Source organism: Paenibacillus sp. MDV22-iso6, assembly GCF_058408365.1.
In genome coordinates, this window is the sequence record NZ_JBZVDZ010000006.1 from 454,139 (window position 1) to 468,491 (window position 14,353).

11 protein-coding genes and 1 pseudogene are annotated in these 14,353 nt (G+C 47.1%); 9 read left to right on the forward strand and 3 right to left on the reverse strand.

Translation table 11 applies throughout. From position 1 onward, the window contains the following. Nucleotides 1-128: 128 nt before the first annotated feature. The 6 genes from AC4PM4_RS19425 to AC4PM4_RS19450 all read left to right on the forward strand — a co-directional run bounded on the left by AC4PM4_RS19425 (nucleotide 129) and on the right by AC4PM4_RS19450 (nucleotide 6,882). Nucleotides 129-1,475 (forward strand): helix-turn-helix domain-containing protein, encoded by a 1,347-nt coding sequence (locus tag AC4PM4_RS19425; RefSeq protein ID WP_491614309.1) that lies wholly within the window; start codon nucleotides 129-131, stop codon nucleotides 1,473-1,475. Between the two features lie 115 nt (nucleotides 1,476-1,590). Then, the gene (locus AC4PM4_RS19430; RefSeq protein ID WP_063568294.1) at nucleotides 1,591-2,565 is read left to right on the forward strand and encodes an iron-hydroxamate ABC transporter substrate-binding protein; all 975 of its coding nucleotides are present in this window, start codon (nucleotides 1,591-1,593) and stop codon (nucleotides 2,563-2,565) included. Between the two features lie 12 nt (nucleotides 2,566-2,577). After that, nucleotides 2,578-3,585, forward strand: coding sequence for a FecCD family ABC transporter permease (locus AC4PM4_RS19435; RefSeq protein WP_274570510.1), 1,008 nt, complete (start codon nucleotides 2,578-2,580; stop codon nucleotides 3,583-3,585). Next, the gene (locus tag AC4PM4_RS19440; RefSeq protein ID WP_063568295.1) at nucleotides 3,582-4,589 is read left to right on the forward strand and encodes a FecCD family ABC transporter permease; all 1,008 of its coding nucleotides are present in this window, start codon (nucleotides 3,582-3,584) and stop codon (nucleotides 4,587-4,589) included. Before AC4PM4_RS19435 ends, AC4PM4_RS19440 begins: the two co-directional genes overlap by 4 nt. 189 nt (nucleotides 4,590-4,778) lie before the next feature. Next, entirely contained in the window at nucleotides 4,779-5,594 is an 816-nt protein-coding gene (locus AC4PM4_RS19445) for a helix-turn-helix domain-containing protein (RefSeq protein WP_491614310.1), read from the forward strand. Between the two features lie 238 nt (nucleotides 5,595-5,832). Further along, nucleotides 5,833-6,882: an NAD(P)/FAD-dependent oxidoreductase gene (locus AC4PM4_RS19450; protein WP_274570364.1), complete on the forward strand. Its 1,050-nt coding sequence runs from the start codon at nucleotides 5,833-5,835 to the stop codon at nucleotides 6,880-6,882. Between the two features lie 147 nt (nucleotides 6,883-7,029). On the opposite strand, the gene AC4PM4_RS19455 is transcribed toward AC4PM4_RS19450, so the two are convergent. The 3 genes from AC4PM4_RS19455 to AC4PM4_RS19465 all read right to left on the reverse strand — a co-directional run bounded on the left by AC4PM4_RS19455 (nucleotide 7,030) and on the right by AC4PM4_RS19465 (nucleotide 8,511). Then, nucleotides 7,030-7,326, reverse strand: coding sequence for a putative quinol monooxygenase (locus AC4PM4_RS19455; protein WP_063568297.1), 297 nt, complete (start codon nucleotides 7,324-7,326; stop codon nucleotides 7,030-7,032). Between the two features lie 87 nt (nucleotides 7,327-7,413). Then, the gene (locus tag AC4PM4_RS19460; RefSeq protein WP_491614311.1) at nucleotides 7,414-8,064 is read right to left on the reverse strand and encodes a nitroreductase family protein; all 651 of its coding nucleotides are present in this window, start codon (nucleotides 8,062-8,064) and stop codon (nucleotides 7,414-7,416) included. A gap of 27 nt (nucleotides 8,065-8,091) precedes the next feature. After that, a complete protein-coding gene (locus AC4PM4_RS19465; protein WP_063568299.1) occupies nucleotides 8,092-8,511 on the reverse strand; it encodes a MarR family winged helix-turn-helix transcriptional regulator in 420 nt (139 codons plus the stop codon). 489 nt (nucleotides 8,512-9,000) lie between these two features. On the opposite strand from AC4PM4_RS19465, the gene AC4PM4_RS19470 reads away from it, so the two are divergent. From AC4PM4_RS19470 to AC4PM4_RS19480, 3 genes and pseudogenes are all read left to right on the forward strand, one after another. Next, nucleotides 9,001-9,522 (forward strand): TetR/AcrR family transcriptional regulator, encoded by a 522-nt coding sequence (locus AC4PM4_RS19470; RefSeq protein WP_063568300.1) that lies wholly within the window; start codon nucleotides 9,001-9,003, stop codon nucleotides 9,520-9,522. A gap of 116 nt (nucleotides 9,523-9,638) precedes the next feature. Beyond that, nucleotides 9,639-10,592 carry an NAD-dependent epimerase/dehydratase family protein gene (locus AC4PM4_RS19475; RefSeq protein ID WP_491614312.1) on the forward strand — a complete coding sequence of 318 codons (954 nt, stop codon included), beginning with the start codon at nucleotides 9,639-9,641 and terminating at the stop codon, nucleotides 10,590-10,592. 460 nt (nucleotides 10,593-11,052) lie between these two features. Next, nucleotides 11,053-14,353: pseudogene (locus tag AC4PM4_RS19480) on the forward strand (hypothetical protein); the annotation flags it as partial.

Sequence of the window (14,353 nt, forward strand, 5' to 3'; positions counted from 1 at the left end):
AACTCACCGATGGCATGGTAATCCTTATTCCGGCGCAGAGTGATGTCGTTATACAGGGGAATCAGATGCATCCACTTCATATATACACCCTCTCCATTCGCACGCAAGAACAGAAGAGATCACTGCCAATGATAGCCATGGGACGGTCCAGTGTGCTCGCAACAGAAACTCTTATTGAGTTCTATGAACCTGCGATTGCAGCACAGCTTGAGGAGCTCTATATGTATCGTTTACCTGGCAATGAAGTCAGGCATATGCGTAACCAGATTCTGTTTCATCAAGTACTGATGAGTCTGTTGGAACGAATGGAAGCAAAATATATTGCGAGTGAGCAACCATCTATGGAACGCAGCATCACATTTATGGAAAACCATGTTAGTGAGAAGATAACAACCGAAGGACTTTCCGAAATTGCGGGAGTCAGTCGCTCTCACTACTCCATCCTATTTAAGCAGCTTACTGGATTTTCACCCAATGAGTATCTCTCACGCTTGCGTGTTCACCGTGCCAAAGAGTTATTAATTGGCGGGTCCGCTTCACTTCGTGAGATCGCGCTGAAGGTCGGATATAAGGATGAATTCTATCTTAGTCGTCGCTTCAAGCAGCAGACAGGAGAGAGTCCTTCAGGTTACACACGTCGCAGACCTTCTCAACGAGTGGCTGTGTGGTGTGCACCTTATGCAAGCCATCTAATGTTACTTGGATTGGAACCAGCGGTCGTCATCTCGGAAAGCAGCGAATATGTAAGCACAGAGGGAGTTAGCCCACCTCAAACGATACGTTTTATCCATTCTGACAGTTCACCTGAACAAATAAAGTCCGCATTGCTAGATGCTAATATTGAGCTCATCATTGCAGCAAATCAGCATCTACATATGAACGGATTAAGTTCTGAACGTCTGAGATCCATCGCTCCTATTGTTGAAATTGCTTGGATGGAGCTTGGTTGGAAAGAACATCTGCGGTTTATCGCACAGGCCATTCAAAGGGGGGAGAAGGCAGAACAATGGCTGGCAGACTTTGAAAGGGAAGAACAGCAGGCACGGGAAGCCATTCAGACGAGCCAGATTGTGAATGAGACGCTGACCATTCTCGTCATAAAACCGGATACTTTACAAATATATGGAATCAGAAATGTCGGATATGTGATGTATCAATCACTCGGATTACGTCCTCCGGCCAAGATTGCCCAGGAAATACAGAGGTTTGGCGACCAATTTCATTCGGTCTCTATCCAACTGTCGGAACTTCAGGATTACGAGGGCACTCGTATGCTCGTCATTGTTTTTCCAGATGAAAAAGGGTCCAAGGCTCATTCAGAAGGTATATTTAACTCGGAATACTGGAAAGGGCTTGAGGCAGTGAAGCGAAATCGGATCTATCATCTGGAGCAGGAAGAGTGGATACCCTACAACCCGGTTTCCATTCGTTTGCAGCTCGGACGGGCTGTATCCTTATGGACTGGCATCCAATAATCCAAAGGTTTTCTCAAACAAAAAGGCATGGTTAGGTTCATCCTGCATGCCTATAATTAGCTATTGTAATGAGAATGATTTTCATATTCAAAGAGAAAAGGGAGAGAGTCATCTAATGAGAAAGCTTTTTGTTCCATTTATATTAGTTCTGGTCTTATTGCTTAGCGCTTGTGGAAGCAACTCAGCCAAAGATACAACGGAGAATGCAACTACATCCAACGAATCCACTTCTTCGAACACGGATTCAACAGGTTCTTCATCCGAGTCAGATTCGGGTACGTTCACATATCAATCGGAGACAGGTCCTGTGGAAGTTCCTTCCCACCCGCAACGTGTGGTTGTGCTGACCCGATTCCTGACAGGAAACGTGATGGCACTGGATGTGCCGCTGGTCGGTGTGGATGAAATGTCCAAGGAGAACCCGAATTTCAAAGATAAACTTGCGAATACTGAGGCGGTTACCGACGAAAGTCTGGAGAAAATTATTGAATTGAACCCAGATCTGATTATCGGCCTGTCTGATATCAAGAACATCGATAAGCTGAAGCAAATTGCTCCAACAGTCACCTATACATATGGTAAGGTGGACTTCCTCAAGCAACAACTGGAGATCGGAAAGCTTGTGAACAAAGAAAAAGAAGCACAGGCCTGGGTTGACGATTTTGACGCTCGAAGCAAAAAAGTAGGGGAAGAAATCAAAGCCAAAATTGGCGACAATGCGACTGTATCCGTTATTGAAACGTTCAATAAACAACTTTATGTGTATGGTGAAAATTTCGGACGTGGAACGGAAATACTCTATAATCAATTCGGTTTAGGTATGCCAGTTAAGGTCAAGGAAGCTACTAAGAAAGACGGATTCTTTGCTGTATCGAACGAAGTATTGAAAGACTACATGGGAGACTATGTAATATTCAGTAAAAATGCCGATGAGGACAATTCGTTCCAAAATACCGAAACATACAAAAATATTGATGCGGTGAAAAATAATCGAGTATTTGAAGCCGATGCCAAGGCATTCTACTTCAATGATCCACTCAGCATGGAATACCAGCTGGAATTCTTTATCGAACATTTTCTTGGCAAGTAAAACTTGAACGCGATGAAAAATAAACGACTTCCTTTTCGGTTTGCAACCAAGCTGCTGGGTAGTGTACTCGTACTTATCGTGTGTTTCATCATCGCCATGATGTTTGGCGCAGAAGAAACGACATTCCGCAATCTATGGCTGACCCTGACCTCTGCGACGAAGAACGATAATATTCTTATTCTGCGAGAGATCAGACTCCCACGGGAACTCGCTGCCATGCTGATCGGAGCGGCTCTCGCCGTCTCCGGAGGCATCATGCAGGGAATTACTCGCAATCCGCTGGCTGATCCTGGACTGCTCGGTTTGACTTCAGGTGCCAATATGGCACTCGCCCTGGCTTTTGTTTTCATGCCATCACTCGGATATTTTGGAATTATGGTCGCTTGTTTTGTTGGTGCTGCACTTGGAGCAGCATTGGTTATTGTGCTCGGCTCGATGCGGAGGGGGAGCTTATCCCCTATTCGGGTAGTGCTTGCCGGGGCAGCTGTATCCGCTTTTATGTATGCCATCTCGGATGGCATCAGTATCTTTTTCAAAATTTCCAAGGATGTATCCATGTGGACTTCGGGAGGACTCATCGGAACGACATGGGGCCAGATTCAAGCTATTGCGCCTGTCATACTGATTGGTTTAGCTGTAGTTCCGTTTCTTTCCAACCAGATCAACATTCTTAGCCTGAGCGATGAGGTGGCGACTGGACTGGGGCAGAAACTTGTACTCGTCAAAACTGTTCTGTTCCTGCTGGTCATCGTGCTTACCGGAGCGTCGGTTGCATTGATCGGAAATATGGCCTTTGTCGGCTTAATGATCCCGCACATTGTCCGTAAATTGGTGGGCACGGATTATCGGTATATTATACCCGTATCCATTTTTGCCGGAGCATCGTTTATGCTGGTTGCCGAAACACTGGGTCGAACGATAAATGCACCTTACGAAACACCTGTGGTCGCCATTGCTTCCATGCTTGGATTACCTTTCTTCCTGTTCGTTGTGCGTAGAGGGGGCAAAGCGTTCTCATGACAATGTCTGCGCGAATTCGCAAGCAACGACTGATTCTGCTCGTGTGTTTGCTGCTGATCCTCATCACGGCTGTGGTAGGTATGAGCTGGGGGTATTCCTCGTTGTCTTTCAAAAGGGTAATTCCGGTGTTATTTGGCCAAGGTACATTTAAAGAAGACTTTGTTCTGTTTTCGGTCCGATTACCTCGAATTTTTATTACATTACTAGCTGGTATGGCGCTTGCGCTGTCAGGCTCTATTTTGCAGAGCATTACGCGTAATGACTTGGCCGATCCAGGCATCATTGGAATCAATTCAGGTGCAGGTGTTGCCGTTGCCATCTTCTTTCTGTATTTCCCGATTGAAGTGGGCACGTTCGTTTATATGTTACCGTTAGCTGCTTTTATTGGTGCATTACTGACAGCCGCGCTCATCTATCTGTTCTCCTATAGCCGGACCAAGGGACTTGATCCCATAAAAATGGTGTTGGTCGGGGTTGGATTCTCGATGGCGCTGTCAGGCATCATGATTGTCATCATATCTTCGGCGGAGCGATCCAAGGTCGACTTTATTGCCAAGTGGATCTCCGGAAACATATGGGGGGCAGACTGGCCATTCATATGGGCTTTGCTGCCTTGGCTGATTGTGTTAATCCCGCTTACTTTGTTCAGAACCAGACGGCTTGATCTCATGGGATTGAACGAAGAAACGGCAATCGGAGTGGGGTTGAAGCTGGAGCGGGAACGCTTGGTACTCATGGTGATTGCTGTTGCAGCTGCCGCATCTGCTGTATCGGTTACGGGAGGAATCGCGTTTATCGGTTTGATGGCTCCACACATCGCCAAAGCGCTGGTCGGTCCACGTAACTCGTTATTTATTCCTGTAGCCGTTCTGCTTGGAGGCTGGCTTCTATTAATTGCAGATACGGTTGGACGCAACCTGGTTGATCCTGATGGAATTGCAGCAGGAATTATGGTCTCCCTAATCGGTGTGCCGTATTTTGTCTATTTATTATTGAAGAAATAATCTAAAAATCTTTAGATTAATTGAACACATAGCTAATGAGGCTATCTTTTGTCGTCAAGACAAGGGATGGCCTTTGTTTGTAGTTTTGACGGGGGAAAGGTGAACTAAGCAACCCAGTATGACTTGATTCGTGTGATAAGATAAAATAGGCACAGTTTAAACCGATTCTAAAAGATAGGTGGAATTACCATGACAGATATGGATCAATTAGCTTCAGTATTTGCAGATAATTCTTTTAAAATAGATGGAATCAATCGATTGGTTTTACAGCCCAAAAGTATATTGCGTGATTTCAGAACATTAAATCATGGATTTCTTTTTGTGGTACGGGGAGAAGCCAGTATGTCAGTAGATGGAACGATATACGAATTACAGCCCGGGTCCGTTTTTCATGCAGCACCAGGCATGCAGTTGGACTCACAAGTGAATGGTCATTCAGAGTATGAATATTATTTAGTATTTTATAGTTTTGACCTATTGGAAAAGGGCGACAGCATTCAGGAATGCGACTCTCATTTCAAATTGGACTCCGGGGCCAATCCAAGGGTTGTTGAATTACTGGTTATGCTGCAGGAACAATTACACGCGCAAGGGGGAATTGGCAAACTTCGAGTCAAAGAATTATTTTTGAGCATCATGGTTCAGGTTTTTACAGGCTGCAGTCAACGGGAAAGTGGAACTTCGCCGAGTGAAAAGGTGATTGAGCAAGCCATCTCTTATATACATGGACATTACATGAATCTGCTGACACTGGATGAGCTAGCAGAGTTACATGGCATGAGTTCAAAGCGTTTCTCCTACTTTTTTCACAAATACACGGGATTCCGCCCAATTGACTATGTTATTCATTATCGCATGGAGAGGGCAGGGGAGCTGCTGAAATCAGGTAGTTATTTGATTCGCGATGTTGCGATCAGTGTTGGTTATACCAATCCGCTCTATTTCAGTCGAATTTTTAAAAGTAAATTTGGTGTTTCTCCTTCGGAATACACGCATCTTAATTAAGCCTCCATTAGACAATAGTACATCCCAAATTGGTGATTTGTGCATTCGCATTTTCAATGATCCTTGCTATAGTATTAAATGATAATGAGAATCATTATTATAAAGGTTTGGAAGGCTGACTGAGATGAATACAATAAAAGCTATTTATTCTCTCGATGCGTCCTCGGCCGTTCTAACCATGCAGGAATAAATGGAAGAAGAATGTTGGACAAACCAATTCGGAAATGGGGTATTCAAGATGAAAGATCATGAATTGTTTGATGTAACGATTATTGGTGGTGGGCCTGCCGGATTATTTTCAGCTTTTTATAGCGGTTTGCGTGAAATGAAAACCAAAATCATTGAATTCCAGCCCTATCTTGGCGGAAAGGTACATGTGTATCCTGAGAAAATGATCTGGGATATAGGGGGCTTACAACCCGTTCCGGGCGCACAACTAATCGAACAAATGGTCAATCAGGGGCTGACTTTCCAGCCAGAGGTTGTTCTTGGAGAAAAGGTCACGTCCATATCCAAGGATGAGCAAGGACACTTCGTACTGCACACCGCTTCTGAGGAAAAACATTACTCCAAAACTGTGATTTTAGCTATTGGTGGAGGAATTCTGAAGCCGATTAAACTGGAAATTGAAGGTGCAGAACGTTTCGAGGTAACGAACTTACATTATACAGTCAAATCGCTGTCCCGTTTCAAGGACAAAACGGTTCTGATCTCGGGTGGCGGTAATGCGGCGATTGATTGGGCAAACGAGCTTGCCCTTATTGCCAAACAAGTCTATTTAACGTATCGGAAAGATACGCTGAAAGGCCATGAAGCTGAAATATCACGTCTTGAGAATAGTTCAGTCGAATGCTTGCTCAATACAACGATTGAGAAGCTGGTCGCTACAGACGATCATCAACAGATTGAGACGGTTGTGCTGAAGCGTAATGAGGACGGAGCTTCATTGGAGCTGGCCGTGGATGAGGTCATCATTAACTACGGTTATGAGAGGGACAAGGAATTGCTTGTGAACAGTCATATTAAGATTGATATGAAGGATCATTGGATCGCAGGCACACCAGTCAGCGAAACATCCGTACCGGGCATTTTTGCTGCGGGAGATATTTTGCATCATGAAGGGAAGCTTCATTTGATCGCAGGAGCGTTCCAGGACGCAGCCAATGCGGTGAACAAAGCCAAACTGTACGTGGCACCCGAAGCCAATACACATGGAATGGTTTCCTCGCACAATGACTTGTTCACGCAGAAAAACCGTGAGCTGATGAAGCATCTATATACCAAATAAAATACAACAAACTAAAATGTTCATCATAAAAAAATTCGTTCAATATCAAAAAAGCCGCTCACCCGTCAGCATGACGAGGAGCGGTTTCTTTTTCACAAGCCGACGATCTCGTCGGTCTGCTTAATTAATTAATGTAAGGCTCATGTTTTAGTGTTTAACCGCTTCTCCAGCGAATACTTCAACGTTCATTGGAGCGGCCATGAATGCTGCTGCTTGTTGAACGAAAGTCTGGAAATGGGCGCTTGCATTATGGGAAGCTGTAGCGGCTTCGTCTTTCCACAGCTCAATCATCGTGTAGTGATGTTCGCGTTCAGTACTTTTGGCGAGATCATAGCTGATGTTGCCTTCTTCATTACGTGTTGCAGGGATCAGCACTTTTGTAGCTTCCAAAAAAGCTTGTTCCTGGTCTGGTTTAACTTGCAAGTGAGCGTGAATGATAATCATAATATTCAACCTCCATTAGTGTATTTAGAATGTTGTTATTGTTTGAAATGTAAATGGTGCTGGAGCACATAAAAACATTGACTGATATTATGTCCAAGTCGTAATTGTCTCAACAGGCAGACGGTAGGAAGGGTGACCTTCTTTGGCCGATTTACCGATCGAGATCAGCATAACGGGTTGGTAACGATCTTTATCCATACCGAATGCTTCAGCAATTTGATCTTTCTCATAACCACCGATTGGGTTGGTATCATACCCATGAGCACGTGCAGCGAGCATCAATTGCATGGAAGCCAGACCCGCGTCAATCAGATTGACATCGCGAAGAGCGGAAGCGGGCATATTTTCATAATAAGGCATTACAGTTTTGAGCTGCATTTCCTTGACTTCCTGTGGCATATAACCGAGCTCGACAGCTTTACCAAAAATTTCGTCCATATACTCGACATTGTTCATATCAATAAATACACCAACTACTGCTGCGGAAGTCAAAACCTGATTTTGGTTGAATTTCGCGAGAGGAGCAAGCTTTTCTTTGCCTTCAGCCGTATCTACAACGAGAAAACGCCAAGGCTGCAAATTGATGGAAGATGGAGCGCGAGAAGCTTCTGCCAGAATTTCTGTCATTTCTTCACGGCTGATTTTGACTTCAGGATCGTATAGTTTTACAGATCGGCGACCGTAAGTAATTTCATTAAAATCATTTGTCTTTTGAAAAGTGCTTTGGAATGTACTCATGTATGGTTCTCTCCTCTATATATGGGTTTAGAAATTGTTTTGCATTCGTTCCAGGAAATCAGCAAGCAGATGAACTTCTTCTTCACTAAAATCCTGTAGAATCTGATTGATAAAATTGGTTTTCTCAACTTTATAACCTTCGATTTGCTTCCGTCCTTCATCCGTAAGGCGGACAAAGGTAACGCGGTTGTCTTCCGGATTTTTACGTCTGGTGACCATCGAATCGGCTTCAAGCTGCTTCAGATGGCGAGTGATCGCCGCACTGTCGATATTAATGATTTTTTGCAACATGGACTGATTAATCTCGTCCACCTGGTCCAACTCATGCAAAATCTCAAAGCGTGATGAGCTGATGCCCGTACAGCGTTCGAACTTGGGGCTGATCTTGTTACCCAGCCCGTTGAGCAGATTGATGATCTGCTCCTCCTTGGAAAACACACGTGTCATGACTAGACCTCCCGGGTGAATCTCGACCATGAACAACGGCTTATGTGAACAAAATACATAAAGTTGCCATTATACAGTGCCATTGCTTAGTCAGTAATATCTGCTAAGTTAATCTTTGACGTATCAATATTTGATGCATCAATCATTGATGGCTCAATTAATATATCATGGGTGTTTTGATTTTGCAACAGGGTAGTCATGAGAAGATAAATCCATCTATTCCAAAGCGATATTCTTCTTGGTTCCGTAGGTGTAGGTTATCCATTCAAGTAACTTTATATCGATTTATATTGTGGTTGAGAATAATTATAAACTGTAATGAGGCGATATACATACGGATGAAATTGACGTCACAGAAATGTTTAAACAATAGAGAGCTTCTAAGCTGTGCTTAGATTGCAGGGATGAGTCTCTTTGCAATGCATTAGACTTTCCTATATACTTCAAGCTATTGATCAATTAATTACTATGTAATGAAGGTGTGATAATATGGCTAAAAATGCAGCGGTATCGGTTAATCGACGTAGTGATATCATATCCGCAGCGATTGAGGTGTTTGCTGAAATTGGCTATTTTCGGGCGACCACAGCTCAGGTAGCAGAAAGAGCAAATATTTCGCAACCGTATATCTTTCGTTTCTTTAAAAGCAAAGAAGCTTTGCTGTTAACAGCACTTGAGGTATCCTGGACGCGAGTGATTGATTCATTCCGAGCGGTGGTGGAGACAGCTACTCCAGATCAGTTGGAGAACGAGTTAACAGAAGCCTATGAAGAGATTCTTAAATCTCACAAGAACGAAATTTTGCTGCAAATGCAGGCGCAGACGGTTCAGGAAGAAGTCATCCGTCAAGCGATGCAAAAAGGATTCGCAGAGGTGCGAGATATGGTATTGGAAGCTTTTACAGCCGCAGGCAGTGCCAATCCAAAGCAAAGAACGTTGATATTCTTGGCAATCGGGATGTTATGTAATATATCAACCGCACTGGATATGCCAGAGCTTATGGATAGATAGAAAGGGAAGAGTCCCTTTTTGTATTTTAGTTATTGATCAATCACTAAATATACGTTATATTGTGTTGAAGTAAGTAATTGATCAATAACTAATTGAGAGAAAGAGGTTGAGATGTAATGGAAAGAGCAATCGTGGTTGGGGCAACAGGTGGAACGGGCGCAGCGATTACAGAGGAATTGATTAAACGTGGTATTTCTACAATCATTTTTGGTCGCTCACGTCAAAAACTGGAGCAACTTGCGGTAAAACTGGGTTCGCCTGATCATCTACAGATCGCTGTTGGAGATGCATTCCGATTCGATGATATTATAGCTGCTTCACTAGAAGCCGATGTAATGTTTCATTGCGCAAATGTACCTTATAACGAAATGGAGAGCAAGCTGATTCCTCTGGGTGAATCCGTTATGGAGGCGGCAGAACAATTGGGCCTAAAGGTGGTCGTCATTGACGGGATTTATCCGTATGGCAGAAGACAAATGAAAGAAGTGACTGAAGAACATCCAAAGCAGCCGCATACTCGAAAAGGAAAGACTCGGCTTGCCTTTGAGCAGATGTTATTTAGCAGCAAATGGTGCAAAGCGCAAGTGATGATTGTTCGCTTGCCTGATTATTATGGTCCTACTGCCAATCAGGCTTCTTACCTGGGGTCTACGCTTGAAGCAATAGCGGAAGGGAAAATGACTTTTTTTATCGGAACTATGAAAATGCCACGAGAATATATCTATTTGCCAGATGCAGCGGTCATGGTTGTGGAGTTGGCGAGCAGAGATGATGCCTATCGGCAGAACTGGAATATCCCTGGTGCTGGGATAATATCTGGTAAGGAAATCGTACGTATTGCACAACAGGCGGCGGGTAAAGCGAAACCGGTCATAGCCCTCGGCAAAACAGGGCTTTCACTGCTTGGATTGGCCGTACCGGTAATGAAAGAAATTGTTGAAATGTTATATTTGACAGAAGAACCGCTGGTGTTGAGTAAAAAGAAATACGAGGCCAAGGTTGGGCCGGTGAAGATGACTTCTTTTGAAGAAGGGATTACACAGACGATAGGTGAGCTGCAAAAGAAATAAATGTGTTATGTCGATTTGTAATTGATCAATCAATAATTAAAATGTGTTATGAATCGGTTAATGCTTACGACCTAAACCAAAATGCTGAATGCTGATATGACTTCATTAATGGGCGGTGCACAAAACCTGTCCTAGACATAGAGTGTAGTATTGCAAAAGCGGAGAATAGATACGGTGTACAAGGAGGGGGGATTTTCTTGTGAGCTATATGTCCAAAAAGGAGCGCAAAATGTCCTCAATCAGTACAACCAAACGCAAATTAAAAAAAGCAGGCACTCGTGTTTCTATTAAAAGAAAAGTAAAATGTAAATCCAAAAAGAAGCTTGCGCTTAAAAAGAAAAGAGCTGTCAGATCCAGATGTCCTGTGTTACGTGGACCGAGGGGATATAGAGGGTTTCAAGGAAAGACAGGTGTAACCGGGGCTACGGGAATCACAGGAGCAATGGGAATAGTAGGTAGGATGGGGAATACGGGAGCTACTGGCTCGATAGGAATAACGGGATCAACCGGAATCCGAGGACTTACAGGTACAACTGGTGATCCCGGCGTTACAGGAATTACGGGGGCGACTGGATCAACCGGAACCATAGGGAAAACAGGTGTCACGGGAATTACTGGTGATCCAGGAGTGACAGGCGCAACAGGCTCGACAGGGGTAACAGGAGCGACGGGCGATCCTGGAGTGACCGGCGTTACAGGTAATACAGGTGTGACTGGGGCAACCGGAGCCGTGGGAGCAATGGGCATAACAGGTGTAACCGGCGCAACTGGAATGGGAACTATAGGTAGCACTGGAGTGACTGGCACGACAGGGATAACTGGGGCAACGGGCGATCCTGGTGAAACAGGAGCCACAGGAACCACAGGTTTGACGGGAGCAACTGGAGCCGTTGGAGCAATGGGCACAACAGGTGTAACTGGAACCACAGGTAGCACTGGAGTGACAGGTGTTACAGGTAATACAGGTGTGACTGGGGCTACCGGAACGACTGGAACCACAGGTATAACAGGAGCCACGGGCGATCCTGGAATAACGGGAGCAACAGGATCCATGGGAGAGATGGGGACTACCGGTGCAACCGGAACCACAGGTGTAACGGGCTTAACTGGGGTAACAGGATCTACGGGCGTAACTGGTGTGACAGGAGTAACAGGAACGGGAACTACTGGAACTACTGGTGCAACGGGATCTACGGGTATAACTGGTGCGACGGGAGCAACCGGAACTGGAACAACAGGAACGACTGGTGCTACAGGATTAACAGGTGCCACCGGAACGGGAACAACCGGAGCTACCGGAGCAACGGGAACAGGAACGACAGGAGCCACTGGTGCAACGGGTCTTACTGGGGTAACCGGTGCGACCGGCGCAACCGGAACTGGAACAACCGGGGACACAGGTGCAACCGGAACAGGAGTAACTGGCGTGACAGGAGCAACGGGAACAGGAACGACTGGAGCTACTGGTGCAACGGGCTTAACTGGGGTTACCGGTACGACAGGATCAACCGGAACGGGAATAACCGGCGCGACGGGTTCAACTGGGGTAACTGGTGCGACAGGGGCCACAGGACTTACTGGAGTAACTGGCGTGACAGGCGCCACCGGAACAGGAGCAACTGGGGCCACAGGCGCAACCGGCGCAACGGGAACGGGAACAACCGGAGCCACAGGACTTACTGGAGTAACTGGAGCGACAGGTGCAACCGGAACAGGAACAACTGGAGCGACAGGTGAAACGGGCTTAACTGGGGTAACAGGAGTGACAGGGGCAACGGGAACAGGAACAACGGGAGCTACTGGTGGGACGGGATCTACGGGTGTAACCGGTCTGACAGGTGCCACCGGAACGGGAACGACCGGCGCCACTGGTGCAACAGGGCTTACTGGGGTAACTGGTGCGACAGGAGCCACCGGAACCGGAGCTATGGGAGCCACAGGTGCAACGGGACTTACTGGCGTAATGGGTGTGACAGGAGCAACGGGACTTACTGGGGTAACAGGTGCGACAGGTGCCACCGGAACGGGAACAACCGGAGCAACGGGGATTACTGGAGTAACTGGTTTGACAGGGGTAACGGGAACCGGAACAACTGGAGCCACAGGCGCGACTGGTTCAACGGGTGTAACTGGTGTAACTGGTGCTACAGGCGCAACTGGTATCGGAACAACTGGAGCTACTGGTGCGACGGGGCTTACTGGTGTGACAGGCGCAACCGGAAGCGGAACAACTGGAGCTACAGGTGCAACGGGCTTAACTGGGGTGACCGGTACGACAGGAGCAACGGGAACTACTGGTGCAACGGGTCTTACTGGGGTAACCGGTGTGACAGGTGCTACCGGAACGGGAACAACCGGAGCTACCGGAGCAACGGGACTTACTGGGGTAACTGGCGTGACAGGTGCAACAGGAACGGGAGCTACAGGGGCTACTGGAGCCACTGGCTCAACTGGGGTAACTGGTGCTACAGGTGCAACGGGTACAGGAACAACCGGAGCAACGGGGATTACTGGAGTAACGGGTGTGACAGGTGCAACGGGAACCGGAACAACTGGAGCCACAGGCGCGACGGGTTTAACAGGTGTAACTGGTGTGACAGGTGCAACAGGAACCGGAGCAACTGGAGCCACTGGTGCAACAGGACTTACTGGGGTAACAGGGGCAACGGGAACGGGAACAACTGGAGCCACAGGTGCAACGGGGCCTACTGGTGTAACTGGTGTGACAGGTGCAACGGGAACGGGAACAACAGGAGCCACCGGTGCAACGGGTCTTACTGGAGTAACAGGTGCGACAGGTGCAACAGGAACCGGAGCAACTGGAGCCACCGGTGCAACGGGTCTTACTGGGGTAACAGGTGCGACAGGGGCAACGGGAACGGGAACAACCGGAGTCACAGGTGCAACGGGTCTTACTGGAGTAACAGGTGCGACAGGTGCCACCGGAACTGGAACAACCGGAGCTACTGGTGCGACGGGTTCAACGGGACTTACTGGAGTAACTGGTGTGACAGGTGCAACCGGAACAGGAACAACTGGAGCTACAGGTGCAACGGGCTTAACTGGGGTGACCGGTACGACAGGAGCAACGGGAACAGGAACGACGGGAGCTACAGGTGCAACGGGTCTTACTGGGGTAACTGGAGTGACAGGTGCAACGGGAACGGGAGCTACAGGGGCTACTGGAGCCACGGGTCTTACTGGGGTAACCGGTACGACAGGAGCCACTGGAACGGGAACGACCGGCGCCACAGGTGCAACAGGGCTTACTGGGGTAACTGGTGCGACAGGAGCAACCGGAACCGGAGCTACGGGAGCCACAGGTGCAACGGGACTTACTGGAGTAACTGGTGCGACAGGTGCAACAGGAACGGGAACAACAGGAGCCACAGGAGCTACGGGTTTTACTGGAGTAACAGGAGTGACAGGAGCAACGGGAACAGGAACAACTGGAATCACTGGTGCAACAGGGCTTATTGGAGTAACTGGTGCGACAGGGGCAACCGGAACCGGAGCTACGGGAGCCACGGGTGCAACGGGTCTTACTGGAGTAACAGGAGTGACAGGAGCAACCGGAACGGGAACAACCGGAGCTACCGGAGCAACGGGACTTACTGGAGTAACTGGTGTGACAGGAGCAACCGGAACAGGAACGACTGGGGCTACTGGTGCAACTGGGCTTACTGGTGTAACTGGTGCGACAGGTGCAACCGGAACAGGAACGACTGGGGCTACTGGTGCAACTGGGCTTACTGGTGTAA